The 25,547-nt window shown below is 69.9% G+C and carries 18 protein-coding genes; 3 read left to right on the top strand and 15 right to left on the bottom strand.

Translation table 11 applies throughout. The annotated features are described in order from the left end of the window. Window positions 1-51: 51 nt before the first annotated feature. From OHT57_RS35820 to OHT57_RS35810, 3 genes are all read right to left on the bottom strand, one after another. Window positions 52-1,755: a proline--tRNA ligase gene (locus OHT57_RS35820; RefSeq protein ID WP_328750907.1), complete on the bottom strand. Its 1,704-nt coding sequence runs from the start codon at window positions 1,753-1,755 to the stop codon at window positions 52-54. An 87-nt stretch (window positions 1,756-1,842) separates the two neighbouring features. Beyond that, complete coding sequence (locus tag OHT57_RS35815; protein ID WP_328750906.1) at window positions 1,843-2,373, bottom strand: GNAT family N-acetyltransferase; 531 nt, start codon at window positions 2,371-2,373, stop codon at window positions 1,843-1,845. A gap of 64 nt (window positions 2,374-2,437) precedes the next feature. Next, window positions 2,438-3,286: a GNAT family N-acetyltransferase gene (locus tag OHT57_RS35810; protein WP_328750905.1), complete on the bottom strand. Its 849-nt coding sequence runs from the start codon at window positions 3,284-3,286 to the stop codon at window positions 2,438-2,440. A 240-nt stretch (window positions 3,287-3,526) separates the two neighbouring features. Between OHT57_RS35810 and OHT57_RS35805 the strand changes: the two genes are divergently transcribed. Next, window positions 3,527-3,787: a hypothetical protein gene (locus tag OHT57_RS35805; protein ID WP_328750904.1), complete on the top strand. Its 261-nt coding sequence runs from the start codon at window positions 3,527-3,529 to the stop codon at window positions 3,785-3,787. Between the two features lie 6 nt (window positions 3,788-3,793). Here the strand turns inward: OHT57_RS35805 and ispG are convergent, their stop codons facing one another. The 4 genes from ispG to OHT57_RS35785 form a co-directional block, all read right to left on the bottom strand. Next, window positions 3,794-4,951, bottom strand: a complete 1,158-nt coding sequence (gene ispG / locus OHT57_RS35800) for a flavodoxin-dependent (E)-4-hydroxy-3-methylbut-2-enyl-diphosphate synthase (protein ID WP_328750903.1) — start codon at window positions 4,949-4,951, stop codon at window positions 3,794-3,796. Window positions 4,952-5,347: 396 nt separating this feature from the next. Beyond that, entirely contained in the window at window positions 5,348-6,640 is a 1,293-nt protein-coding gene (locus tag OHT57_RS35795) for a M50 family metallopeptidase (RefSeq protein ID WP_328753420.1), read from the bottom strand. A gap of 8 nt (window positions 6,641-6,648) precedes the next feature. Next, window positions 6,649-8,082 carry a 1-deoxy-D-xylulose-5-phosphate reductoisomerase gene (gene dxr / locus OHT57_RS35790; protein WP_328750902.1) on the bottom strand — a complete coding sequence of 478 codons (1,434 nt, stop codon included), beginning with the start codon at window positions 8,080-8,082 and terminating at the stop codon, window positions 6,649-6,651. Window positions 8,083-8,157: 75 nt separating this feature from the next. Further along, on the bottom strand, window positions 8,158-10,089 hold the full coding sequence (locus tag OHT57_RS35785; protein ID WP_328750901.1) for an acyl-CoA dehydrogenase family protein: 1,932 nt from the start codon (window positions 10,087-10,089) through the stop codon (window positions 8,158-8,160). Between the two features lie 506 nt (window positions 10,090-10,595). Between OHT57_RS35785 and OHT57_RS35780 the strand changes: the two genes are divergently transcribed. Both OHT57_RS35780 and OHT57_RS35775 read left to right on the top strand, forming a co-directional pair. Beyond that, entirely contained in the window at window positions 10,596-11,609 is a 1,014-nt protein-coding gene (locus tag OHT57_RS35780; RefSeq protein WP_328750900.1) for a LacI family DNA-binding transcriptional regulator, read from the top strand. 105 nt (window positions 11,610-11,714) lie between these two features. After that, window positions 11,715-13,763, top strand: a complete 2,049-nt coding sequence (locus tag OHT57_RS35775; protein WP_328750899.1) for a glycoside hydrolase family 31 protein — start codon at window positions 11,715-11,717, stop codon at window positions 13,761-13,763. Between the two features lie 76 nt (window positions 13,764-13,839). Here the strand turns inward: OHT57_RS35775 and OHT57_RS35770 are convergent, their stop codons facing one another. The 8 genes from OHT57_RS35770 to OHT57_RS35735 all read right to left on the bottom strand — a co-directional run bounded on the left by OHT57_RS35770 (window position 13,840) and on the right by OHT57_RS35735 (window position 25,496). Further along, window positions 13,840-14,478, bottom strand: coding sequence for a chorismate mutase (locus tag OHT57_RS35770; RefSeq protein ID WP_328750898.1), 639 nt, complete (start codon window positions 14,476-14,478; stop codon window positions 13,840-13,842). Window positions 14,479-14,513: 35 nt separating this feature from the next. Continuing rightward, a complete protein-coding gene (locus OHT57_RS35765; RefSeq protein WP_328750897.1) occupies window positions 14,514-15,224 on the bottom strand; it encodes a glycoside hydrolase family 12 protein in 711 nt (236 codons plus the stop codon). A 39-nt stretch (window positions 15,225-15,263) separates the two neighbouring features. Further along, a complete protein-coding gene (locus tag OHT57_RS35760) occupies window positions 15,264-17,465 on the bottom strand; it encodes a glycosyl hydrolase family 95 catalytic domain-containing protein (protein ID WP_328750896.1) in 2,202 nt (733 codons plus the stop codon). After that, entirely contained in the window at window positions 17,462-19,453 is a 1,992-nt protein-coding gene (locus tag OHT57_RS35755) for a beta-galactosidase (RefSeq protein ID WP_328750895.1), read from the bottom strand. Before OHT57_RS35755 ends, OHT57_RS35760 begins: the two co-directional genes overlap by 4 nt. After that, window positions 19,453-21,654, bottom strand: coding sequence for a WD40/YVTN/BNR-like repeat-containing protein (locus OHT57_RS35750; RefSeq protein ID WP_328750894.1), 2,202 nt, complete (start codon window positions 21,652-21,654; stop codon window positions 19,453-19,455). The genes OHT57_RS35755 and OHT57_RS35750 overlap by 1 nt, the downstream gene beginning before the upstream one ends. 148 nt (window positions 21,655-21,802) lie before the next feature. Then, window positions 21,803-22,729, bottom strand: coding sequence for a carbohydrate ABC transporter permease (locus OHT57_RS35745; RefSeq protein ID WP_328750893.1), 927 nt, complete (start codon window positions 22,727-22,729; stop codon window positions 21,803-21,805). Further along, window positions 22,726-23,808 (bottom strand): ABC transporter permease, encoded by a 1,083-nt coding sequence (locus OHT57_RS35740; protein ID WP_328750892.1) that lies wholly within the window; start codon window positions 23,806-23,808, stop codon window positions 22,726-22,728. Before OHT57_RS35740 ends, OHT57_RS35745 begins: the two co-directional genes overlap by 4 nt. Further along, window positions 23,808-25,496, bottom strand: coding sequence for an extracellular solute-binding protein (locus tag OHT57_RS35735; RefSeq protein WP_328750891.1), 1,689 nt, complete (start codon window positions 25,494-25,496; stop codon window positions 23,808-23,810). The genes OHT57_RS35740 and OHT57_RS35735 overlap by 1 nt, the downstream gene beginning before the upstream one ends. Window positions 25,497-25,547 lie beyond the last annotated feature (51 nt).

The raw sequence follows: 25,547 nt of genomic DNA, 5'->3' as shown, positions 1-25,547 counted from the left end.
ACCGCATCGCTCTGCGGGCCCGCTTCGTTCCTGAGGAGTTCCTTTACGGGATCAGGCGGTGAGGCGGGCGATCGCCTCGTCCACCGTCAGCTCCTCGCGCTCACCGGTGCGGCGGTCCTTGAGCTCCAGGACACCCTCGGCGGAGCGCCGCCCGGCGACCAGGATCTTCGGTACGCCCATGAGCTCCGAGTCGGTGAACTTCACGCCCGGGGAGACCCCGGCGCGGTCGTCGACGAGGACCCTCAGTCCCGCCTCGCGCAGCTTCTCGGAGACGTCGAGGGCCAGCTCGATCTGGAGGGCCTTGCCGGCGGCGACCACGTGCACGTCGGCCGGGGCCACCTCGGCGGGCCAGCACAGTCCCTTGTCGTCGGCGGTCTGCTCGGCGAGGGCGGCGACCGCGCGGGAGACGCCGATGCCGTAGGAGCCCATGGTCACGCGGACCGGCTTGCCGTGCTGGCCGAGGACGTCGAGCTTGAGGGCGTCGGCGTACTTGCGGCCCAGCTGGAAGATGTGACCGATCTCGATGGCACGGTCCAGCTTCAGACCGGTGCCGCACTTCGGGCAGGGGTCGCCCTCCTGGACGACCACGGCGTCGACGTACTCGTCGACCTCGAAGTCACGGCCCGCGACGACGTTCTTCGCGTGCGTGTGCTCCTTGTTGGCGCCGGTGATCCAGGAGGTGCCCGGGGCCACGCGCGGGTCGGCGATGTACCTGACCTTCTCGCCCAGGCCCTGCGGACCGACGTAACCGCGCACCAGATCCGGGCGGCCGACGAAGTCCTCGGCGGTGACCAGCTCGACGGCGGCGGGCGCGAAGTGGGCCTCCACCTTGCCCAGGTCGACCTCACGGTCGCCGGGGACACCGACGGCCACGATCTCGCCGTCGACCTTCACCAGGAGGTTCTTCAGGGTGGCGGAGGCCTCGACGCCGAGGTGGGCGGCGAGGGTCTCGATGGTCGGGGTGTCCGGGGTGGGGATCTCCTCCAGCGCGGCGACGCCGTCCGCGTCCACCGGCTTCAACTCGTACGTGATCGCCTCGGTGTTGGCCGCGAAGTCGCACTTCGGGCAGTCCGCGAAGGTGTCCTCGCCGGCCTCGGCGGGAGCGAGGAACTCCTCCGACTTCGAGCCGCCCATCGCGCCGGCGGTGGCGGCGCAGATGCGGTAGTCGAGGCCGAGACGCGCGAAGACCTTCTCGTAGGCCTGGCGGTGCAGGGCGTAGGAGTGGGCCAGGCCCTCGTCCTCGGTGTCGAAGGAGTACGAGTCCTTCATCAGGAACTCGCGGCCGCGCAGCACGCCGGCCCTCGGGCGGGCCTCGTCCCGGTACTTGTTCTGGATCTGGTAGAGGATGACCGGCAGGTCCTTGTAGGAGGACGCCTGGTCCTTCACCAGCAGGGTGAAGATCTCCTCGTGGGTCGGGCCCAGGAGGTAGTCGGCGCCCCTGCGGTCCTTCAGGCGGAACAGCTCCGGGCCGTACTCGTCCCAGCGGCCGGTCGCCTCGTACGGCTCCCGCGGCAGGATGGCGGGCAGCAGCACCTCCTGCGCGCCGATCGCGTCCATCTCCTCACGGACGATCCGCTCGACGTTGGACAGCACCTTCTTGCCGAGCGGCAGCCAGCTCCAGATGCCGGCCGCGGTGCGGCGGACGTAGCCGGCGCGGACGAGCAGCTTGTGGCTGAGGACCTCGGCGTCCGCGGGGTCGTCGCGCAGCGTCTTCGCCATCAACTGGGACATGCGCTGGACCGGTGCGTTAGCCATGGTTCTCGTACTCCTGCCGGGAAAGGGTGATGGGTGTCGGACACCCCCCAGGAGGTTAGCCGGGCGCCCTGCGCCGGTGGTAATCCGTCAGCGGCGGCGCAGGGGAAGCGGGGCGCCCATCACGGCGTACGGCTTCGGGGCGCTCGGGAAGAGGACCTGGCGGGCGAGGTCCTGGTAGCCGAGGGAGTGGTAGAGGCCGCGGGCCGGGCTGTCGGTGTCGATCGCGGAGAGGATCGAGCGGGGCTCGTCGGCGCCGTCGGTGATCGTGGTGATCAGGGTGCGGCCGATGCCGCGGTTCTGGTGGTGGGGGTGCACATGGAGCTCGGTGATCACGAAGGAGTCGTCGAGCCAGATGTCGTTGTGCTGGGCGCGGAGGTAGGACTCCACGACGGTGGACCACCAGTGGGTGCGGTCGTTGGGCATGCCGTACACGAATCCCACGAGGCGCCCGCCGGCCGTCGCGCCGAGTGCCCGTGCGTCCGGGAAGGTCATGTGGCGCAGGACGATCTGCCTGCGGACCGCCACCTCGTCGGCGCCGAGACCGAATGCGAGGGCCTGGACCGCCAGGGCCTCGTCCACGTGGGCGGACAGGTCCAGGGGGCCGATGACGAGGTCCATGCGGGGAGCGTACAGGGGAGTCCAGGTCGTGTGCCGGTCCAGGTCGGGAGCCGCGGACCGTCCTTCAGAAGAGAACGCTCATGAACGCGCCCACCTCTTGGAACCCCACCCTCGTGTACGCCCTTCTCGCCGGCGTGTTGAAGTCGTTCACGTAGAGGCTCACCACCGGGGCCACGTCCGCCAGCGCGTAGCGCAGCACCGCCGCCATCCCGGGGGCCGCCACTCCCCTGCCCCGGTACTCGGGGGCCACCCACACGCCCTGGATCTGGCAGGCACGGTTCGTCGCCGCGCCGATCTCCGCCTTGAAGACGACCTTGCCGTGTTCGTCGAGGCGGGCGAAGGAGCGGCCGGCGCCGACCAGTTCGGCGACGCGGGCCTGGTAGAGCAGTCCCCCGTCCCCTGCCAGCGGCGAGACGCCGACCTCCTCGGTGAACATCGCCACGCACGCCGGCATGATCGTCTCCATCTCGTCCTTGCGGATGCGACGGACGTACGGATCCGGGGCGATGTCGGCCGGCATGCGGTCGGTGACCATGAGGGGCTGGCGGGTGCGGACCTCCCGGGCCGGGCCCCAGTTGGGCTCCAGCAGCCGCCACAGCTGGGCGGTCGATTCGGCGGCGCCGACGATGGAGGAGCAGCGGCGGCCCGCTCGCCGGGCCCGGTCGGCGAAGGCGCGGATCGCTCGTGGGGTCGCGCAGATCGGGACCAGGTTGGCGCCGGCGTAGCAGAGGGACGTGAGCATGCCGTCCTCGTACCAGCCCCACATCTCGCCGCCGAGCCGCCACGGGTCGAGGCCGGCGACCTGGACCCTCGACGTCACGAAGGCGTTCGCAACCGGCTCACGGTCGAGGACGGCGAGCGCCGCGTCCAGGTCGCTCGGTTCGAGGACCCGGGAGGTCGTCTGGGTCAACACGGGCGGAGCCTCACACTGGGGTCTGCTGATCTCCGCACTGTACCTGCGGAAGCTGAGCCGCGCCGCCCTGAGTTCGGGTGCCGTTCGCCGAACCGTGACCACCGCCCCGCCCCGGCGCTGAAGGGGCAGGTGCTCGCCGCCCTGCGGGACGCGGGAGAGGACGCGGGGCTCCGGCAGGTCATCGCGCCCGTGCGGCCCACGGCCAAGGCCCGCTAGCCGCTGACGCCCATCGAGTCGTACATGCGGTGGCGGCGGGACGACGGCAGTGCCCTCGACCCGTGGATCCGCACGCACGAACACCTCGGCGCCGAGATCCTGGCCGCCGCCCCCGCCTCACAGACGATGACCGGCACGGTCGCCGAGTGGGAGGGCTGGACGGGCCTGGCCCTCCCGGAGTCCGGCGACCACGTGATCCCGGACGGGCTGAATGTGCTGCGGACCGACCGGGACGCAAACGCCGGCTCCTACCAGGAGCCGGACGTCCGGATGCGGCACCGCTGAAACGTACTAGCCCGCGACCGACACCGAAGGCTCGCCCGAGGCGATGCCGTCGGCCTCCATCTGCTCGGCCAGCTTCATGGCCTCCTCGATGAGGGTCTCCACGATCTTCGACTCGGGTACGGTCTTGATGACCTCACCCTTGACGAAGATCTGCCCCTTGCCGTTGCCGGAGGCGACACCGAGGTCGGCCTCGCGGGCCTCGCCGGGGCCGTTCACCACGCACCCCATGACCGCGACGCGCAGCGGGACCTCCATGCCGGTCAGGCCTGCGGTGACTTCCTCGGCCAGCTTGTAGACGTCGACCTGGGCGCGACCGCAGGACGGGCAGGAGACGATCTCCAGGCCGCGCTGCCTGAGGTTCAGCGACTCCAGGATCTGGTTGCCGACCTTGACCTCCTCCACCGGGGGCGCCGACAGGGACACACGGATCGTGTCGCCGATGCCCTGCGAGAGAAGGGCGCCGAAGGCCACCGCGCTCTTGATCGTGCCCTGGAACGCCGGACCGGCCTCGGTCACGCCGAGGTGCAGCGGGTAGTCGCACTGCGCGGCGAGCTGGCGGTACGCCTCGACCATGATCACCGGGTCGTTGTGCTTGACCGAGATCTTGATGTCCCGGAAGTCGTGCTCCTCGAACAGCGAGGCTTCCCACAGCGCCGACTCGGCCAGCGCCTCGGGCGTCGCCCTGCCGTACTTCTTGAGCAGCCGCTGGTCCAGCGACCCGGCGTTGACGCCGATCCGGATCGGCGTGCCGTGGTCCTTCGCGGCCCGCGCGATCTCCTTGACCTTGTCGTCGAACTGCTTGATGTTCCCGGGGTTCACACGCACCGCGGCACAGCCCGCCTCGATCGCCGCGAACACGTACTTCGGCTGGAAGTGAATGTCCGCGATCACCGGGATCTGCGACTTGCGCGCGATCGTCGCGAGGGCGTCCGCGTCGTCCTGCGTCGGACAGGCCACCCGCACGATCTGGCAACCGGACGCCGTGAGCTCCGCGATCTGCTGGAGCGTGGCACCGATGTCCGACGTACGGGTCGTCGTCATCGACTGCACGGAGACGGGGGCGTCGCCGCCGACCGCCACAGACCCGACCTGGATCTGCCGGCTCTTCCGGCGCTCGGCGAGCCTGGTCGGAACGGACGGCATGCCGAGAGAAATCGCAGTCATCTGCTGTGCAACCCCAAGTCGTGGATCAAGGTCCAGGTCCCGTCAGCGGCGGGCTCCGGACTTCGAGATTACGGCACGCGCGTGAACGCGGGCGCACGGTGGCCCGTCGGTTCGCCCTACGGCGTCTCGTATCGGCGGACGGGGCATGGCGTCACCCAAAGGGGACATGCTCTCTGACTGACCACCGTGCCCGGCCTGCTCGATGACCGGCGCCTGGTGGTGTCGCACAGCCGACAACCGGGGTGCTTGCCCCCTCCGCGTCGAGCAGCACCACGATGTCGGCCCCTCTACACCGCAGCTCGGGCCCTGTGACGTACGCACGAACCCCACCCTTCGCTCGTGCGAGCTGCGTGACTGAAGGGTGGGGCCGGAGCATCCAGCGAAGGAAATATCCGTTCAGCTAATTTTGACCGGATTAACTACATCGGCGATCAAAACGAGGACGGTAAAGCAGATGAAGATCCCCGCCACCACATAGGCGACCGGCATCAGCTTCGCCACGTCGAAGGGGCCCGGGTCCGGGCGCTTGAGGACCTTTGCCAGGTTGCGGCGCAGGGACTCCCACAGCGCTCCCGCGATGTGGCCGCCGTCCAGGGGGAGCAGCGGGAGCATGTTGAAGAGGAACAGGGAGAGGTTGAAGCCCGCCACCAGCATCAGGGCCATGGCGAGTTGCTGGGTCGCGGGGATGTCGAGCGTGAAGATCTCGCCGCCCACCCTGGCCGCGCCGACCACGCCCATCGGGGAGTCCGGTTCGCGCGGGGCGTCGCCGAAGGCCGCGTTCCACAGGGCCGGGATCTTGCCGGGCAGGGCGGCGAGGGAGTCGACGGCCTCGCCGACCCGGTCGCCCATCCAGACCACGGAGTCGCCGAAGTCCTGCTTGACGATGCCGGTGGCGGCGCTGAAGCCGAGGAAGCCGGCGGTGACGTACTCGCCCTGGACGTACTGACCGCTGGAGTCCTTCTTCGCGACCTGGTTGCTGGCGATCTTCGCCGTCAGGGTGACGTCCTTGCCGTCGCGCTCGACGACGATCGGGACCGTCCTGTCGGGGTTGGCGCGGATGAGGTCGGAGAGCTTGTTCCAGTCACCCGTCTTCACCCCGTTGAAGGAGAGGATCTTGTCGCCCGCTTTGAGGCCGGCGGCCGCGGCCGGGGAGGCCGGGTCGGAGGCCTTGCAGTTCTCGCGGTTCTGGCTCTGGGCGATCACGCACTTGGAGACCGAGCTGACCGTGTTGGTCTGCTGCGAGATGCCGAAGCCCATGAGGACCGTGAGGAACAGCGCCACGGCGAGGACCAGGTTCGCGAAGGGGCCCGCGAACATCACGATGACGCGCTTCCAGGGCTTACGGGTGTAGAAGAGGCGCTTCTCGTCGCCGGGCTGGAGTTCCTCGAAGGCCGCCGAACGGGCGTCCTCGATCATGCCGCGCCAGGGCGAGGTGGAGCGGGCGCTTATACGGCCGTCCTCGCCGGGCGGGAACATGCCGATCATGCGGATGTAGCCGCCGAAGGGGATGGCCTTGATGCCGTACTCCGTGTCGCCCTTCTTGCGGGAGAAGACGGTCGGGCCGAAGCCGACCATGTACTGCGGCACGCGGATGCCGAACAGCTTGGCGAAGGACAGGTGCCCCAGCTCGTGCCACGCGATCGAGATCAGCAGGCCCAAGGCGAACAGCCCTATGCCGAGGATGAACATCAGGGTCGTCATGCACGGGCCTCCGCCGTCTGTGCCGTCAGTTCCCGGGCCCGGGTCCGCGCCCAGGTCTCCGCTTCGAGGACGTCCGCGACGGTGAGCGAGGTTCCGGCGCGCGGGGTGCCGTGCTCGTCCACCACCCGGGTCACGGTGTCCATGATCCCGTCGAACGGCAGCGCGCCGGCCCGGAAGGCCTCCACGCACTCCTCGTTGGCGGCATTGAACACCGCCGGAGCCGTGCCCGCGAGCTGCCCGACGTGTCTCGCAAGGTTGACCGAAGGGAACGCGTCGTTGTCGAGCGGGAAGAACTCCCAGGTCGACGCCTTGCTCCAGTCGAAGGCCGGTGCCGCGTCGGGGACGCGCTCGGGCCAGCCGAGACCGATGGCGATCGGCCCGCGCATGTCGGGGGGCGTCGCCTGGGCGATCGTGGATCCGTCTGTGAACTCAACCATCGAGTGGACATACGACTGGGGATGCACGACCACCTCAATGCGATCGAAGGGAATGTCGTAGAGGAGGTGCGCCTCGATGACCTCCAGTCCCTTGTTGACGAGGGTCGCGGAGTTGATCGTGATGACCGGGCCCATGGCCCAGGTGGGGTGGGCGAGGGCGTCCTCGACGCTGACGTGGGCGAGTTCTTCCTTCGTACGGCCGCGGAAGGGGCCGCCGGACGCCGTGACGACCAGCTTGCGTACGTCGGCCCTGCTGCCGGAGGCCAGGGCCTGGAACAGGGCCGCGTGCTCGGAGTCGACCGGGATGATCTGTCCGGGCTTCGCGAGGGCCTTGACCAGGGGGCCGCCCACGATGAGCGACTCCTTGTTGGCGAGCGCGAGGGTGCGGCCCGCTTCCAGGGCGGCGAGGGTGGGGGCGAGGCCGATGGAGCCGGTGATGCCGTTGAGGACGGTGTGGCAGTCGGAGGCGGCGAGCTGGGTGGCGGCGTCCGGGCCGGCGAGGATCTCGGGGAGCGGTTCGCCCGCGCCGTAGAGGCTTCCGAGTGCTTCGCGCAGTTGCGGTACGACGTCCTCGCGGGCGACCGCGACGGTCCGGGCCCCGAGTCGGTGCGCCTGCTCGGCGAGGAGCGCGACCCGGCCGCCGTTGGCGGAGAGTCCGGTCACCCGGAACCGGCCGGGGTTGCGCAGCACGAGGTCGATGGCCTGGGTGCCGATCGAGCCGGTGGAGCCGAGGATCACCACGTCCTTGGGGCCGTCGCCCGGGACGGGGTCGTAGACCAGGTGCGGGTCGGCGAGGACGCGGGGCGGGTCCTGCGCCCGCCCCGGAGCGGCAGATGTCGCCCGTGGGGGCGTGCTCTCGGCGTGCCGGGCGTCGAGCCTCGTACCGGATGTACTCGGGTCGGCGGCCGGTGCGGCGCTGGGTGCGCTTGCTGGGCGTCGCGGGGCAGACGGGGCTTCCGGCCCGTGCCCTCGATGGGCTGGACTGTCGCTCATCCCCCCATTGTGGCCGTAAGCGCGGTGTAGGAGGACAGCGCGTCCCCTCTCGGGGGACGCGCTGTCATGGTGCGGTCACCGCACGGGGCGGTGGAGGTTCTCCTTCTCGGACGGTCCGGGTGTCGCGTCGGCGATCCAGGCGCCTTCGCCGGAGGGGTCGACGATGCCGTCCTCCAGCCAGGTGTAGGTGCCGGCCATGACGCCCTTGACGACCTTGCGGTCCTGGTCGTCGGTGTTGTTCCAGAGGCGGCCGAAGAGTTCCTCGACGCGCAGGCGGGACTGGTGGCAGAAGGTGTCGGCGAGCTGGTAGGCCTCGCGGCCGTGGTCCTCGGTGGTGTAGAGGAGTTCGGCGCGTACGCAGGCCGCGCTCATCGCGAAGAGTTCGGCGCCGATGTCGACGATCCGGCCGAGGAAGCCCTGCTTGGTCTCCATGCGGCCCTGCCAGCGGGACATGGCGTAGAAGGTGGAGCGGGCGAGTTTGCGGGAGGTGCGTTCGACGTAGCGCAGGTGCGCGGAGAGGTCGATCTCGCGTTTGAACTCGCCGTAGGAGGTGGGGAGTTGTCCTGGTCCGGCGACCAGTTTGGGGAGCCATTTGGCGTAGAAGACGCCGGCGTTGGCGCCCGCTTTCGCCTTGTCGCCGAGGGACTTGTCCGGGTCGATGAGGTCGCCTGCGACGGAGAGGTGGGCGTCGACCGCCTCGCGGGCGATCAGCAGGTGCATGATCTCCGTCGAGCCCTCGAAGATGCGGTTGATGCGCAGGTCGCGCAGGACCTGTTCGGCGGGGACGGCCTTCTCGCCGCGGGCCCGCAGGGAGTCGGCGGTCTCGAAGCCGCGGCCACCGCGGATCTGGACGAGTTCGTCGGCGATGAGCCAGGCCATCTCGGAGGCGTACAGCTTGGCGAGGGCGCCCTCGATGCGGATGTCGTTGCGGTTCTCGTCGGCCATCTGGGAGGACAGGTCGAGTACGGCCTCCAGGGCGAAGGTCGTCGCCGCGATGAAGGAGATCTTGGCGCCGACGGCCTCGTGGTGGGCGATCGGCTTGCCCCACTGTTCGCGGGCCGCGGACCATTCGCGGGCGATCTTCAGACACCACTTCCCGGCGGCCACGCAGGAGGCGGGAAGCGAGAGGCGGCCGGTGTTGAGGGTGGTCAGGGCGATCTTCAGGCCCTGGCCCTCCTTGCCGATGAGATTCGCGGCCGGGACCCGGACCTGGTGGAAGCGGGTGACGCCGTTCTCGATGCCGCGCAGGCCCATGAAGGCGTTGCGGTTCTCGACGGTGATGCCGGGTGAGTCGGCCTCGACGACGAAGGCGGTGATGCCGCCCTTGTGTCCTTCGCTCTTCGGCACGCGGGCCATGACGACCAGGAGGTCGGCGACCACGCCGTTGGTGGTCCACAGTTTCACTCCGTCGAGGACGTAGTCGTCCCCGTCGGGTACCGCGCTGGTCGCGAGGCGGGCCGGGTCGGAGCCGACGTCGGGCTCGGTGAGGAGGAAGGCGCTGATGTCGGTGCGGGCGCACCGGGGCAGGAACTTCTCCTTCTGTTCCTGGGTGCCGAACAGCTTCAGCGGCTGGGGTACGCCGATCGACTGGTGGGCCGAGAGCAGGACGCCGATCGCGGGGCTCGCAGAGCCGGCCAGGGCCAACGCCTTGTTGTAGTAGACCTGGGTGAGGCCGAGGCCGCCGTACTTGGTGTCGATCTTCATGCCGAAGGCGCCGAGCTCCTTGAGCCCGTTGACGACGTCGTCGGGGATGCGGGCCTCGCGTTCGATGAGGGCTCCGTCGACCTTCGTCTCGCAGAAGTCGCGGAGTCCCGCGAGGAACTCCTCGCCGCGCCGGGCGTCCTCCTCGGGGGGCATCGGGTGGGGGTGGATGAGGTCGAGCCGGAAGCGTCCGAGGAAGAGTTCCTTGGCGAAACTGGGCTTGCGCCAGTCCTGCTCCCGGGCGGCCTCCGCCACCTCGCGGGCCTCGCGCTCGGTGACGACGGGCTTGATGGGTGGTGCGGACATTGACGCTCACCTCGCCATGAATCGGGATCATGGGGCCGTATGGTTACCGACGGGTGCTACTCGATCGTATGTACCCGATCCGGGGCGCGGCCACCACCCCTCGCGCGGCCGTTCGGTCGATGTCTACGGAATACGACCCGGTGTCAAGCAGTCGTGTGCATGTGCGAACCTCGGCGCCGGGCAGGCTCGTGTCGTCGACTCGCGCCTGCCCGTTCGGCCCGTTCGGGTCGCGTCCCAGGTGTAGCGTGCCCACCCACCCGATCTCCGGGTTCCGCGAGGATCCGACAGGGCCCCGCCCGCCCGTTCCATGGCCCGCCGCGACCGGTCGTGGTAGGCAGGACGCGGCTGCCCGGCCTCCCCACATGGCCCGGCTCCGGAAGTCCGTGTCGAAGCGCTTCGACAACCTATGGACACCCACCCCCGGTGGAGCTACTGTCGAACCACCCCCACCCGCCCTTGTTCTTACTGCGCGCTGTCGAAGCGCTTCACAAAGCTTGGAGAGCTGGATGGTCACCCTCGCCGAGGTCGCCCAGCACGCCGGAGTCTCGGCGAGCACGGTGAGCTATGTCCTCAGTGGCAAGCGGTCCATCTCCACGACCACCCGGCAGCGGGTCGAGCAGAGCATCCGCGACCTCGGCTACCACCCGAACGCGGGCGCCCGGGCGCTCGCCAGCAGCAGGTCGAACATCATCGCGCTGATGGTCCCGCTCCGCACCGACATGTATGTGCCGGTGATGATGGAGATCGCCATGGCGGTGGCCACCACCGCGCGGACGCACGGGTACGACGTCCTGCTGCTCACCGGCGAGGAGGGTCCCGACGCCGTGCGCCGGGTCACCGGCAGCGGTCTGGCCGACGCGATGATCCTTATGGACGTCGAACTCGACGACGAACGGCTGCCGTTGCTGCGCGGCACCGACCAGCCGTCCGTGCTCATCGGCCTCCCCGCCGACACCTCGGGACTGACCTGCGTCGACCTCGACTTCCGGGCCACCGGCGCGCTGTGCGTCGAGCACCTCGCGAAGCTCGGTCACCGCGACATCGCTGTCATCGGCGAGGCCCCTGCGGTCTACGAGCGCCATACCGGTTTCGCCGAGCGCACGCTCGACGGACTCCGGTCCCGCGCCCAGGAGTTGGGCGTACGGCTGCTGCACCGGCCGTGTGACGGCGGGTACGACGCGATGGCCGTCACCGTCGCCCGCATCCTCGACGAGCGCCCGTCCACCACGGGCTTCGTCGTGCAGAACGAGCAGGCCGTCGAACCGCTGCTCGCGCTGCTGCGCCAGCAGGGCAGGGCCGTTCCCGAGGATGTCTCGGTCGTCGCGATCTGCCCCGACCCGGTCGCCGTGCAGGCCTCGGTGCGGCTGACCTCGGTCGCCATCCCCGCCCAGGAGATGGGCCGGCACGCGGTCGAGCGGCTCGCCGCCAAGCTTGCGGGCCACGGTGAGGACGAAGTCGTCCTGATCGAACCGGAGTTGACAGTCCGGGGTAGTACGGGTCCGGCGCCTTCGGCGTCCTGACGACCCGCACGCCACACACCACCGCCCGCTCGCCCCACCCCACACACCACGCATGCCGTGCCTGTGCGGCACGCCCCTGTCTGCATTCCTTCAGGAGCACCCCTCGTGAATCAGCCTGCCGAAATCCAGCCCAAGGTCAGCCTCGCGCAGTCGTCCCCCACCGTCGGCACGTTCCGGGAGCGGGACGGCGCACTGGAGTGGAGCGGGCGCCAGGAGACCGTACGGGTCGAACCCTGGGGTCCGGACGCGGTCCGGGTGCGTACCAGGCTCGGCGGGCCGATCCTTCAGGGGCTGCCCGGTGCCCTGCTCGACGAGGCGCCCGCCACCGAGAGCACGGTCAAGATCGGTGACTCAGAAGCCCAGTTGACCGTGGGCGCGCTGACCGTCCACGTCGACGCCGAGGGACAGCTCCGCTTCCTGCGCACCGAGGACGGCGCCGAACTCCTCGCGGAGGCCCGGGCCCACTTCTGGTGGCCCGGCTCACGTCTGTACACCGCGGTCGGCAACGGCCATCACCGGCTGGAGCAGCGCTTCGCCGCCTACGACGACGAGAAGCTGTACGGCCTCGGCCAGCACCAGCACGGCCGCTTCGACCAGAAGGGCCTGGTCCTGGACCTGGTCCAGCGCAACGCCGAGGTCAGCATCCCGGTCCTCGCCTCCAGCCGCGGCTACACCCTGCTGTGGAACAACCCGGCGATCGGCCGCGTGGAGCTGGCCGGCAACGGCACGCGCTGGGTGGCCGACTCGGCCCGCCAGATCGACTACTGGATCACCGCGGGCAACCCGGCCGACGGGCAGCGCCGCTACAGCGCGGTGACGGGCCGTACGCCGATGCTGCCGGAGTGGGCGGCGGGCTTCTGGCAGTGCAAGCTGCGCTACCGCACCCAGGACGAACTCCTCTCCGTGGCACGGGAGTACAAGCGCCGGGGCCTGCCGATCTCGGCGATCGTCTGCGACTTCTTCCACTGGACGCACCTCGGCGAGTGGAAGTTCGACCCGGCCGAGTGGCCCGACCCCGCGGCGATGGTCCGTGAACTGGACGAGCTCGGCATCAAGTTGGTGGTCAGCGTCTGGCCGTCGGTGTCGCCGCTCAGCGAGAACCACGCGGTCATGGAGCAGCGCGGCTACTTCATCGGCACCCAGTACGGTCCGATGGCGCACGCCGACTGGCCGGACAAGGGGGTCGCCTCCACCGTCCAGGTGGCGTTCTACGACGCCACGAACCCGGAGGCGCGGGAGTTCATGTGGTCGAAGGTGAAGGCCAACTACCTGGACCCGTACGGCATCACGGCCTTCTGGCTGGACGCCTGCGAGCCGGAGCTCAAGCCCGGCCACCAGGAGAACCTGCGCTACTGGGCCGGTCCCGGCCTGGAGGTCGGCAACAGCTATCCGGCCGAGAACTCCCGCACCTTCCACGAGGGCCTGAGCGCCGAGGGCGAGGAGGTCATCACCCTCAACCGCTCGGCCTGGGCGGGCAGTCAGCGCTACGGCGCCGCGCTGTGGTCCGGGGACATCGGCACCGACTTCACGACCCTGCGCCACCAGATCGCGGCCGGTCTCAACACCGCGCTGTCCGGGATCCCCTGGTGGAACACCGACATCGGCGGCTTCCACGGCGGCGACCCGGACGACCCGGCGTACCGCGAGGTGATGGTCCGCTGGTTCCAGTTCGGCGCCCTGTCCCCGCTGATGCGGCTGCACGGCTTCCGCGACCCGGGCATGGAGCTGGGCCCCGACATGACGGGCGGCCCCAACGAGGTGTGGTCGTACGGCGAGGAGGCCGGCGCGATCCTGGAGAAGTACCTGCGGCTGCGCGAGCGGCTGAAGCCCTATGTCCTGCACGTCATGCGTGAGGCCCACGAGGAGGGCCTCACACCGATGCGTCCGCTGTTCCTGGAGTTCCCGCGGGACCAGGCGGCGTGGACGGTCGACGACGCCTATCTCTTCGGCGCGGATCTTCTGGTCGCCCCGGTCCTCACGGCGGGGGCGACGGTCCGCACGGCGTATCTCCCGGCGGGCGCGACCTGGACGGACGCGTGGACCGGTGAGACGTACCCGGGCGGCACGACGGTGACCGTCGACGCCCCGCTGGACCGGATTCCGCTGTTCCTGCGGGACGGGGCGCGGTTGCCGGTTCAGGAAGTGGCGCAGTAGGTCTTCTGCCGGCTGCGGCTTCGCTGTGGCTGGTCGCGCAGTTCCCCGCGCCCCTGAATTGCGTGCTGTTTCTCGGTCAGTTGCGGCAGATCGAGGGCAGGGCGCGGTACAGGGCGCGGGTGTGCAGGGCGTCCAGGTGGTCCTCGTGGCGGACCTGGAAGGCGGCCAGGGCCAGTTCGGGGCGGCACGCCAAGGTGCCGCGGTTCTCGGAGGTGTCCGCCAGGGCCTGGACCAGCGCACCGGTGATCCGGTTGATCTGCTCCCGGACGACGCTCAGGTCCGGCTTGGTCGTCGGCGCCTGGTCCGGGTGGTCGGTCCAGCGCTGGAACAGGCCGCGCTGGACGGTCTTGTTGGCCTCGATCTGGTCGCGGAAGATCATCCGGATCTCGTCCGGGTCGGCGCCGAGCTGTGTGGCCTGGGCGGCCACGTTGTCGAGGACCTGCTGTTCACGGGCGGGGTCGTCGATGGGGCTGTCGGTGCCCCACTTGGCGGCGGCGACGAGGTCGGCGGTGGCCAGGCGCTCGGCGGCGAGCTCGACGACGGGGTGCAGGGCGGAGACGGAGTAGGGCGTGGAGAGGGTGTGGGGGGTGGTCACGGGTGCCGCGGTGGTGCCGGAGGCCGGAACCGCGACCGCGGTACCCGTCGCGGTGAGAACGACGGCCGCGGTCGCGGTCACGGTGGTCAGGGCACGTCGGAGGGGGGTGGTGGTACGCATGTCCCCATCCAACCCGACGTCACCCCACGGTCAGGTCAACTACTGCTTACGGTCAGGTTGTTGGTGGTGAAGTTCAGTCCGCCGGACGAGCTGGTGATCTCGAAGCCGAACTGCACGTCACCGATCGTCTCGTTGCCGAACCAGCCCTTGGTGTCCTTGATCCACTTCAGGATCGGCAGGACGTTGACCGAGCCGGAGGTGGAGTTGGAGGTGCGGATGAACGAGAACACCGCGTTGGATCCGTTGGTGCCCTTGTAGACGGTCCACGTGTGGCCGCCGAGCGTCACGTTGCCCTGCGAGGTGCCGATCGGGCCGACGGCTCCGGTCTTGTTGACCCAGAGCATGATCTCGTAGCGGTGCGCGGTGTCCCAGATGTCGTACGACGTGTTGTACGCGCCGGACGACGGGACCGTGACGTTGTAGTTGCTGGTGAGCGAACCCAGCGAGGTGATCGACTTGTTGACCGCCTTCGTCGAGTTCGGGTAGGACTTGATGCCGCCGGTGTTGGGGTGGTTGGCGTTGACGCCCCAGTTGGTGCCGGAGTTGGCCCAGAAGCACTGGCTGCCGGCGCCCGAGCCCCAGATGTTGTTGTAGAGGGTGTAGCCGTTCAGGCTGGTGTTGCCGTACTGGGCGCAGGAGCTCCAGACGGCGGCGGAGGCGGGGGCGGAGGCGAGTCCGACGGTGGCGCCGATGGCCATCGCCGGGGCCAGTACGGCCATGGTGATCTTGCGCAGTGTGCTTGCCATGGTGTCCCTTTCCATGGGTGGGGGGAAATGCGGGGGTGATTACCACGCCTCCAGACGGAGGACGTGGTCTTCTCCGGCGACAAGGTCGAGCGGCTCGGCGCCGGAGAAAGTCCGGAGTTCGATGCGGTGGGTCCGGGTGGGGCGGATCACCGCGGTCGCTTCGTGCGGGCTCCAGGTGAGGTCGAGTGCGGCCCCGAACCGGGTGCGGACGCCCTTGAGGTGTCCGGTCGGGTACGCCTGCGGCACCGCCGGCAGCAGCACCAGCCGGTCCGGAGTCGACTGCACGAGCATCTCGACGATCACGGCGGGCAGGGTGTGCGCGGCGTCCGCGTTGTAGACGTCCCGGTTCGGATAGTGCGCGCTCATCAGGGAGTTGTGGAAGAAGTCGCCCTTCAGTACCTGGCCGAGGGCGTGTGCGACCCGTTCGCCGTCACGCAGCCGGGCCGCGACGAGGGCGTGGTGGAGGTGTCCGTGGGCCGAGTCGTTCTCGGCGCCGCGCAGTTCGAGGGCACGGTGGGCGGCCTTGGCGAGGTCGGGGGTGTCGTAGGGGGTGATCTCGTCGAGCGGCCAGACGCCGTAGAGGTGGCTGAGGTGTCGGTGGTCGTAGGTGTCGTCGAGGCCGGGCCAGGCCCATTCGGCGAGGGCGCCGTCGGTGTTGGTCCGGTGGGGCGGGAGACGGTCGGCGAGGGCCCGCCAGATCTGCGCCTGCTCGGTGCCCGGGTGGTAGTCGGCGGCCGTGCGCAGGGCGTGCCGGGCCGCCGAGAGGTCCATGGCCGCGTTGATCGCGCCCCAACTCGCGTTCGCCGGGCGGTTCTCGGGTGAGTAGGAGGGGACGACGACGAGGTGCCCGTTGTCGTCGACCCGTGTCAGGAAGTCCTCGTAGAACCGGGCGGCTTCGGCGAGGGCGTGTGCGGTGCGCGGGTCCCGCTCGCCGCGTGTCTCGTCGTGGTCGACGAGTGGCTTGAGCAGCCAGTCGGCCCCCGCGGTCCACAGGTGCAGCGGGTACTCGCGGCTGAAGTGGTACGTCAGCCCGGACTCGCCGTCGGAGTGCGGCGGGGCGACGATGCCTCGGGTGCCGAAGATCTCGCGGGCGTTGTTCTGCCAGTCCGGTATCTGACGGTGAATCAGGGAGGCGAGCGCCGCGGTGACTTCGGGGAGGGCCGCGCAGGCCGCCGACGCGGTCTGGAGGTTGACGTTGGCGTCGTTGGTGAACGCTCCCGACCAGGCCGTGTCCCAGTCGCCGGTCCACAGGCCGGTGAGGCGGGGCGGGAAGAGGCCGCTGGCGGAGAGCAGGTGGTAGCGGCCGGCGGCGAAGAGGCGTTCCAGGAGGGCGGGGCTGTCGGGCTTCCGCAGCAACGCCGAGCCCGGCAGGGCGCGTTCGGCGGGGTCGGCGCCGAGGTCGAGGGTCACCCGCTCGTAGGCGGGGCGGTGCGACTCGGTGTGCCGGGCCAGCAGGCCGTCGAAGGGGTCCTGGTCCGGCAGCAGCTCCCCCAGGGACCGGGCCTCGGCGAGCGCGTCCGGTTCGTGGGTGTGCCGCAGGACGCGGGTGAGGAGGAGGACGGAGTCCGCGCCGGTGACGCGGATGCCGGGAGGTGTGAGGGTCGTACGGCCACCCGAGACCGCGACGAGGGTGATGCCGGTGTAGGCGCGGTCGCTTCCGGGGTAGCGGGCGCGCAGGGTGAGCAGGGCGCCCTCGGGGGTGAGGACGGCGCCGTGGCCGACGCCGAGGCCGTGGGGTGCGCCCGGGAGCCGGTGGTCCAGGGAGATGTCCAGGTCGGAGGTGGTGACCTGGTGGACGATGACGTCGTCGGCGCGGGAGACGAAGACGCGGCTGAGGCGGCCCTCGGACTCGGTCTGCGCCACGCCGGTGGTGAAGTCGACGGAGCGGCGGTGGCCGTGGGTCCCGGCGGGCCCGGTCCGTCGCAGCCGTACCGCGAAGGCCGGGTGGAAGGGCTGCACCCACTGCAGCTCGCGCCGGTCGGTGAAGGCCTCGGCCGCGTGCAGGTCGCCGGCGAGCAACCGGTCCTGGAGTGCGGGGAGTTCGGCGGCCAGCCGGGGTGGGCGGGCGTGTTCGGAGCCGTTGGGGCGGACCAGGGTGTGATGGGTGACGACGACCCGCTCGTCACCGGGGTCGCCGAACAGGAGGGCGCCGTGACGGCCGTTGCCGCTCAGGAAGCCGTCCTCCCAGCGCGTGGCCGGTTCGGGCTCCCAGGTGCCGTGGACGGGGTGGTCGCTCGTCACGCGAGTACCGCCGCTCCGTAGCGGCCCAGTGTCACCCGGTCCGTGACGGACTCCCCCGTCAGCAGGTCCCGGTGGGTGCCGGGGACGTCGACCGTCACCGGCTCGCGGTCGTGGTTGAGGAGGAAGAGCAGGTCACCGCGGCGGACCGCCTCGACCCGGTCGGGCAGTCCGCCGAGCGCGGGGCGGGCTCCGGCGTCGTGGGCGATGCGGCCGAGGAGTTCGCGCAGGGCGTCCGGTTCGGGGAGCGTCGAGAAGTACCAGGCGCGGTCCCTGCGGAGCACGGCGGGCTGCCCGTCGAGCTCACCCCCCTTGTAGGCGGCCTCCGTTGTGGCGTTCTCGTCCTTGTCGATCTCCTCCGACCACAGGGTGCCGCGAAATCCTCCGGGTGAGCCGTCGCACTCGGCGTGTTCGCCCGCGTCGAGCGGCCACCACTCGTGCAGGGTGCGGATGCCGAACAGTTCGCGCAGGCGGGCGTCCATGCCGCCGGGGCGTACCCGGTCGTCCTGGTCGGCGACGCCGGTGAGGAAGCCGGAGACGAGGGTGCCGCCCTGGCGGACGTAGGCGAGGAGGTTGTCGATCGCCGTGTCGGTGAGGGCGTAGAGCTGGGGGACGACGACCACCTTGTAGGCGGTGAGGTCGTGTTCGGGGTGGGCGAAGTCGGTGGTGAGGTGGGCCTCCCACAGGGCGCGGTGCCATGCCTTCAGGAGGTCGGGGTGGTCGACCCGGTGGGAGAGCCGGCCGTCCTGGGCGCCGGCCCACCAGGCGTGCCAGTCGTGCAGGACGGCGATGTCGTTGGGTGTGTGACTGCCCGTCACCTCACCGGCGATCCGGGCGAGCTCGGCGCCGAGCTGCTTGACCTCCTGGTAGGTGCGGCCTTCCTCGCCCGCGTGACTGACCATCCCGGAGTGGAACTTCTCCGCGCCCTGCCGGGACTGGCGCCACTGGAAGTAGCAGACGGCGTCGGCACCCCGGGCCACTGCCTGGAGGGACCAAAGACGGTTCAGGCCACGGGGTTTGGGGTGGTTCACGCCCCGCCAGTTGACCGGCCCGGCGGCCTGCTCCATGAGCATCCAGGGACCGCGGGCCTGCGAGCGGGTCATGTCCTGGACGAGGGCGCCCTGTTGGGCGCCGAGGGGGTCCCGCGGGTCGGGGTAGATGTCGACGGAGACGACGTCCTCCTCCTCGGCCCAGCGCCAGGCGTCCTGGCCGACCCACAGCGGCATGAAGTTGGTGGTCACCGGGATGTGCGGGGTGACCCGGCGGACGATGTCCCGCTCGGCGACGTAGCACTCCAGGAGCATGTCGGAGGTGAACCGCTTGAAGTCCAGAACCTGGCTGGGGTTCTTCATGTAGTGGGCGTGGCGTGGCGTGTGGATCTCGGCCCAGTCGCCGTAGCCCTGGCTCCAGAAGGCGGTGCCCCAGGCCTCGTTGAGCGCGTCGAGGGTGCCGTACCTGTGCTGGAGCCAGGTGCGGAAGCGGGCGGCGGCCTCGTCGCTCCAGTCGTAGGTGCAGTACTCGTTGTTGATGTGCCACATCGTGAGGGCCGGGTGGCCGCCGTAGCGGGCGGCGAGGTCCTCGGTGATGGCGGCGGCGTGACGGCGGTAGGTGGCGCTGGAGTGCGAGAAGTGCTGGCGTCCGCCCCAGTGCTCGGTGCGGCCGTCCTCGGTGACGGGCAGGGTGTCGGGGTGGAGATGGCCCATCCACGGCGGCGGCGAGGAGGTGGGGGTGGCGAGGACGACCCCGATGCCGCCCGCGTGCATGAGGTCCATCAGCCGGTCCAGCCAGCCGAAGTCCCGCTCCCCCGGCTGCGGTTCGAGCTTCGCCCAGGAGAACACGCCGAGGGTGACGGAGTTGACGCCGGCGGCCTTCATCAGCCGCACGTCCTCGTGCCAGGTCTCCTCGGGCCACTGCTCGGGGTTGTAGTCGCCGCCGAAGAGGATGCGGCCGCGGGTGGCGTCGCCCAGGTTCGGCCTCTTTTCCGCGGCCATCAGACGGGCTCCCCGTACTGGATGCCCCGGCCGTTGGTGGCGATGTAGACGCGGCCGTACACCCGCGGGTCGGCGGCGATGGTCGCGCCGATCCAGCCCCACTGGTGCTGGTCGTCGTTGATGCGCACCCAGCTCTTCGCGCCGTCGTCGGAGCGGTACACGGCGGTGATCGACTCCGTGGAGCCGACCATGTAGATCGCCGGGTGGTCGGCGCCCTTGGCTGCCTTGCCGAAGGCGAGGGTGTGCGAGGCCCAGCAGCTGGTGAGCTTGGCGAAGGCCGCTCCGCCGTCGGTGGACCGGTAGAGACCGTTCGTCTTGGTGCTCAGCCACAGGTCGCCGGAGCGCCCCGGGGCCGCGGTCAGCTGGAACTGGCTGTCGCCGGAGGGCAGTTGGCCCGCGCGCCCGGTGAAGGTGAGGCCGCTGTCGGTGCTGGCGAACAGGGTGCCGGTGTCGGTGTCGTACGCGTAGAAGCGCGTCGGGTCGGCCGGGTCGGCGAGCGGGGTGGCGCCCTTGGGGTAGCCGGCGACCTCGGTCCAGGTCGCCCCGTTGTCGGTGGAGCGCTGGGCGGGGTACTTGGTGCCGTCCCAGTGCACGAAGGTCCACAGCAGCACGCTGCCGTCGGTGTTGGTGGCGATCGGCCCCGGCGAGTCCTTGGCGACAGCCGGCTGGGCCGCGAAGGGCGCCCAGGTCTTGCCGCCGTCGTTGGAGAAGGCGCCGTTGCCGTGGTCGCCGAAGCCCGTCCGGACGACGTACGACGGCTTGGCGGCGGCCTGGGCGAGTCCCGTCGCCGACCCGAACACGGGGTTCGAGGCCATGCCCCGCGACGGCGACGCCGTCAGCCGCTCGTGGTACATCACACCTATGTCCCCGAGACCGCTGAGCAGATGCGCCTGCCCGGTCGAGGGCGAGATCAGCTGGCGTACGGAGGTCTCCTCCAGGCCGCGGATCTGCGGGGCCCAGTGCTTCAGGTCCCGGGTGCCGTAGAGAGTGGCGCCGGTGCCGTAGACGACGTGCTTCGAGTCGTACGGGTCGAGGGCGACGGCCTGGATCCACCAGCCGAACTTGGGCTTGTCGGCGCCGAAGGTGAGGAACGGGGTCTCGGAGACGTCGAGGACCGCGGAGTCCTTCAGGGACGTCCAGGTGCGGCCGCCGTCCGTGGTCCGGAAGAGGGTGTCGACGGCCGCCCAGCGGTTGTTGGTGGAGACGACGACCGTGCCGGGGCGGCGGGCGTCCACGGCGACGCCTCCGTAGGCGAAGGTGTCCGAGGAGCCGTCGGCGGTGGTGCCGCCGGGCTTCACCGGGGTGACGTCGGTCCATTTGCCGCTCGCCGTGGCCAGCTTGTGCACACTGCCGTCGGACTGGCCGCCCGGGCCGGGCGCGTTGGCGTAGCTGACGTACAGCTCGCGGGTGTGGCAGTCGTAGGCGGCTCTGATAGGCACCTTGGCGGAGGTACCGGAAGGCTGCGCGGGGACGGTCTCCCAGGTGGTGCCGTCGGTGGTGCGGTACAGGTTGGGGGCGGTGCCGTCGGAGTCGCCCCAACCGGCGTAGACGCTGCGGCCCGCGGCGACGAGGAGGGTGACGCCCTGGCCGGTGGCCTTCGGCGTGCCGGGGAAGGTGCTCGCGGCGGCCCAGGTGGCGCCCCGGTCGGTGGACCTGAGCAGCCCGTCGTGCCGTGTTCCGAGCCACAGGGTGTCACTGTCCCGGGGGTCGACGAGCAGCCGCTCCCCCGTTCCCCGGCCGTCCTCGTTCCCGCCGAGCTTCACAGCCAGGTCGGTGCGGGCCCACGTCGCGCCGCGGTCCTCGGAACGCAGAACGGCCCCGTTGCCGGCCCAGGACTGGGCGTAGGTGCCGAGGGACACGTACACGCGATTCGGGTGGGCGGGGTCGACGGCCATGGCCTCGACACCGAGGAGGTTCCAGTCGTCCCAGCCGAGATGGTCGGTGAGGGGGATCCAGCGGTCCGCTCTGTCGTCCCACCGGTACGCACCGCCGATGTCGGTCCGTGCGTAGGCGAGCCCTCGGACGGAGGGGTGGAAGAGAACTCCGGTGACGAAGCCGGTACCGCCGATGGCGACCTGGCGCCAGCGGTAGGAGGGGGTGGCCGCCTCGGCGGTCCCCGAGAGGGACGGAAGGGTGGTGATCGCGGCGGCGGCCGCGGTCCCGGCAAGAACGGCACGCCGACTGAGCCTGGACGCAAGCATGACTAACCTCGCTCTGAACTAAGGGAAAGTGAACCCAACCAGGGGCGCGGGGCCGCATCGATCTGCGGCTCCGCCGCGTGGGCGCGCCCAGCCACCGACAACCCGCAGCCGCCGTCCGTCAGCACCACCCCTCCGGGATGGCGAACGGTCAGCCCTTCACCGCTCCGGTCAACATGCCCTTCTTGAAGTGCCGCTGGACGAACGGAGAAGCAATCGCCACGGGAATCAACGCCAGCACCATCACGGCCATCTGCAGCCCCAGCGATGACAACTGCCCCGTACGCACCGCCTGCGCCAACCCCGTGGGCGCTTCCGTGTTCTTCTGCACCAGCTGGATGAGCACGTTCTGCAACGGCATCATCGACTGGTCGCTGAGATAGATCGACGCGTTGAACCAGGCACTCCAGTACCCGACCGCGTAGAAGAGGGAGATCACGGCCAGCACGGCCCGGGACAGCGGCATGATGATCGTCAGGAGGATCCGCATGTCGCCGGCCCCGTCGATGCGCGCGGACTCGGTGAGTTCGGGCGAGATCCCCATGAAGAAGGCCCGCAGCACCAGGATGTTGAAGACGCTGACGGCACTCGGCAGGATCAGCGACAGATAGGTGTCGGTCAGTCCCAGCGACTGCACCAGCAGATACGTCGGGATGAGCCCGGCCCCGAAGAACATCGTGGCCATCATGGTGATCAGGAAGTACCGGTGCCCGAGGCTGCCCGGCCGGGACAGCCCGTAGGCGGCGAGCACGGACACGGCCATCGAGAACAGCGTGCCGAAAAGCGTGATCCCGACCGAGACCATGATCGCCCGGCTGACCTGTCCGCCGCTGAGCAGTTCCGTGTAGTTGACGAAGGTGATGCCCTGGGGGATCACCACGAGCCCGCCGACCCGGTCGATCACCGGCTTCGGGGAGAGGCTGGTGACGATGACGATCCACAGCGGACCGAGCACCCCGAGGCAGCACAGGAGCAGCAGACCGCTCTTCGCGGTGATGCCGGCCTTGTTGGGCTCCTCCTCCCATGCGGGCCGGGCGGGGGCCTGGAGGCTGCGGATGAGCTGCGTGTTGAGGCTCACTTCTGATACACCCCCTGCTCACCGAGCAGGTGCGCGAACTTGTTCGCACCCAGGACGAGGCACACTCCGATGGCTCCCTTGACGAGGCCGACCGCGGCCGCGTAGCTGAAGTCGCCGTTCTGGATGCCCATGTTCCACACATAGGTGTCGAGGACCTCGCTGGCCCCGGCTCCGACCGCGGACCGCTGGAGCAGGAACTGCTCGAAGCCCACGCTCAGCGCGTCGCCCACCCTGAGGACCAGCAGCAGCGCGATCACCGGGCGCAGCGCCGGCAGCGTGACGTGCCACATACGGCGCCAACGTCCCGCGCCGTCCATGGCGGCGGCCTCGTACAGATCGGTGCTGACGGCGGCCAGCGCGGCGAGGAAGACGATGATCCCCCAGCCGGAGTCCTTCCAGACGGCCTGCGCGGTGACCAGGAACTTGAACAGGCTCGCGTTGGTCATCAGGTCGAAGCCGCTCCGCCCGTGGTCCTCCAGGGTCTGGGCGATGATGCCCGCGCCGCCGAAGATCTGCTGGAACACGGTGACGACGAGGACCCACGAGAAGAAGTGCGGCAGATACATGATCGCCTGTGCCACGGCCCGCACCCGGGGCCGGATCACGCTGTTGATGAGCAGCGCGAGGGCGATGGGGATCGGGAAGAACAGCACCAGCTGGAGCACGAACAGCACGATGGTGTTCTTCGCGGCGCTCCAGAACAGCGGGTCGTCGATCATCCGCGAGAACTGCTCCACCCCGACCCAGGGGCTGTGGAAGATCGCGGTGATGCCGTTGCTGGAGACGTAGGGGTCGTAGTCCTGGAAGGCGACGACGTTGCCGAGCAGCGGAACGTAGTTGAAGAGCAGGAGCAGGGCCATGACGGGCAGCGTCATCAGGATCAGCGTGCGGTCGCGGCGCAGCCGGATCCGGAAGGGGACCTTGCCCGCCTTGACTGCCTTGCCTGCCTTGCTCGCTTCGCGCGGCGCCCGCTCCTTCGTCGCCGAAGCCGCCACCGCCGTGGCGACCGCGGCCGTCGGTTCCTCGACGGCCGCGGGAGGACGAGTCCCGTCGGGCCTGCTCCCGGCCGTGAGAGACATCAGTTGCCGCTGCCGTTCTTGTCGATGAGCTGCTTGTACCAGGCGCGCAGCTTGTCGCCGCCGGAGGACTTCCAGGTGGAGATCGCGGCCTGGACGTCCGACAGCTTGCGGTTGCCGCGCACGTAGTCGATCTCCAGCTGCTCGAACTGGCTGGAGAGGTTGGCGTAGCGGGTCGGCTCGACGATGTTCATACCGAAGGTCGACGTCTTCTTCATGAAGGCGCCCATCCGCTGCTGCCACTCGACCTGCTTGCGGGCGACGTCCGGGAAGTCGGGGTGGGCGTAGTAGGCGGCCGGCGCGGCCAGCATCACCCAGGCGTTGACCACCTCGGAGTTGCCCAGGTCGTTCTTGACCGGGACGCCGTTCTTGACCGTGTAGTGGGTGCCCTCGACGCCGTAGTCGACGAGCATCCGCTCCTTGGTGCCGTAGGGCGCGGCCGAGAAGTCGGCGGCGGCCAGCGCGTTCTCGATCGTCGCCTTCGAGGCGCCCTTGCGGATCATCGACCAGATACCGGCCGGCTGGGCCGCCCACAGCTTCGGGTCGCCGCCGTCGGCGCCGAAGAGGTCCATGCCCTCGATGTCGAAGTCCGGGTTGGACGCGGCCTGTTCGGCGGTCTTGCCGTACCAGGAGGACATGTCGTTGTTGAAGACGAGGATCTGGCCCGCGGTGAAGCGGTTGCCCGCGTCGCCGGTGCGCGCCTTGTCGTCGGGGTGGACCACGCCCGCGTCGAACAGTTTGCGGGTCCACTCCAGGGCTTCGAGGTACTCGGGCTGCTCGATGCGGTACGTCAGCTTGCCGTCGTCGCCGATGTTCCAGCCGATCGACCCGGAACCGCGGACACCGAAGATGTTCCACGCGGTCCAGTTCAGGTCGCCGCAGGCCCACACCTTGGCCTTGGCGCTGGTGGCCTCCTTCGCCCAGCTGAGGAACTCGTCGGGCGACTTGGGGACCGTGTACCCCTTCTTGTCGAAGATGTCCTTGCGGTAGTACGGCACGATGGTGGACGCGCTGGCGGCCGGCATCGGGATACCGCGCAGCGCCCCGCCGAAGATGCCCATGCGCCAGGCGTCGGAGGGGATCGCGGCCAGGTTCGGGTACTTCTTGACCTTGTCGCCCGCCAGATAGGGGCCGAGGTCCATGAACTTCGCGGTGACGGCGTTCGCGATCTTGCCGACCAGTTCCCAGCCGGGCACGACCACCATGTCGGGTATGGAGCTGGAGGCGAGGACGGCGCCGAGCTTCTCGCCGTAGGTGTTGCCGTCCTGGTTCTGCCAGGTGATCTTGGTGCCCGCGGCGGCGTCGAGCGCGGTGTAGTAGGCGCAGCCGGCCTTCGGCGGGGAGCCCCAGAACGGGGACATGATCTTGAAGGAGGCGCCCGTGCCGAGCTTCTTGGGGACCGAGGCATCCAGGGCCGCGAGGTCGACCTTTCCGGTGAATCCGGCCGCCGAACCGTTCTTCGACGGAAGGTCGGGATTGGCTACCTTGCTGGCGACGTACGTCGGGAGCAGCTTGTCCGCGGCCTTGCCCGACGTGGTCCCCTCACGCGATTCGCTGTCCGAGCCGCCACAGGCGGAGAGCAGCGGCATCCCGCCCGCCACGGCGGCGGTGGCGACCGCTGTCGAGGCGAGGAAGCTTCTCCGGCTCGGCCCGTCAGGACCGGAGGAGGGGGCGGCGGCGTTCGGCGTCATTGCGTCAACCCTTCATGGCGCACCAGGACACCCGGCGGTGGAGCCGTCGGC

The sequence above is a fragment of the Streptomyces sp. NBC_00285 genome (assembly GCF_036174265.1).
In the GTDB taxonomy this organism is placed as follows: domain Bacteria; phylum Actinomycetota; class Actinomycetes; order Streptomycetales; family Streptomycetaceae; genus Streptomyces.
The sequence above is the reverse complement of the archived record's forward strand: the minus strand, read 5'-3'. Positions and strand labels throughout refer to the sequence as shown.

Bases quoted from the DNA above. Each gene is read 5' to 3' on its own strand.
- OHT57_RS35820 (WP_328750907.1), bottom strand. From the start codon at position 1,755: ATGGCTAACGCACCGGTCCAGCGCATGTCCCAGTTGATGGCGAAGACG.
- OHT57_RS35815 (WP_328750906.1), bottom strand. From the start codon at position 2,373: ATGGACCTCGTCATCGGCCCCCTGGACCTGTCCGCCCACGTGGACGAG.
- OHT57_RS35805 (WP_328750904.1), top strand. From the start codon at position 3,527: ATGCGGTGGCGGCGGGACGACGGCAGTGCCCTCGACCCGTGGATCCGC.
- ispG (WP_328750903.1), bottom strand. From the start codon at position 4,951: ATGACTGCGATTTCTCTCGGCATGCCGTCCGTTCCGACCAGGCTCGCC.
- OHT57_RS35795 (WP_328753420.1), bottom strand. From the start codon at position 6,640: ATGTTCATCCTCGGCATAGGGCTGTTCGCCTTGGGCCTGCTGATCTCG.
- dxr (WP_328750902.1), bottom strand. From the start codon at position 8,082: ATGAGCGACAGTCCAGCCCATCGAGGGCACGGGCCGGAAGCCCCGTCT.
- OHT57_RS35785 (WP_328750901.1), bottom strand. From the start codon at position 10,089: ATGTCCGCACCACCCATCAAGCCCGTCGTCACCGAGCGCGAGGCCCGC.
- OHT57_RS35780 (WP_328750900.1), top strand. From the start codon at position 10,596: ATGGTCACCCTCGCCGAGGTCGCCCAGCACGCCGGAGTCTCGGCGAGC.
- OHT57_RS35770 (WP_328750898.1), bottom strand. From the start codon at position 14,478: ATGCGTACCACCACCCCCCTCCGACGTGCCCTGACCACCGTGACCGCG.
- OHT57_RS35765 (WP_328750897.1), bottom strand. From the start codon at position 15,224: ATGGCAAGCACACTGCGCAAGATCACCATGGCCGTACTGGCCCCGGCG.
- OHT57_RS35755 (WP_328750895.1), bottom strand. From the start codon at position 19,453: ATGGCCGCGGAAAAGAGGCCGAACCTGGGCGACGCCACCCGCGGCCGC.
- OHT57_RS35750 (WP_328750894.1), bottom strand. From the start codon at position 21,654: ATGCTTGCGTCCAGGCTCAGTCGGCGTGCCGTTCTTGCCGGGACCGCG.
- OHT57_RS35740 (WP_328750892.1), bottom strand. From the start codon at position 23,808: ATGTCTCTCACGGCCGGGAGCAGGCCCGACGGGACTCGTCCTCCCGCG.
- OHT57_RS35735 (WP_328750891.1), bottom strand. From the start codon at position 25,496: ATGACGCCGAACGCCGCCGCCCCCTCCTCCGGTCCTGACGGGCCGAGC.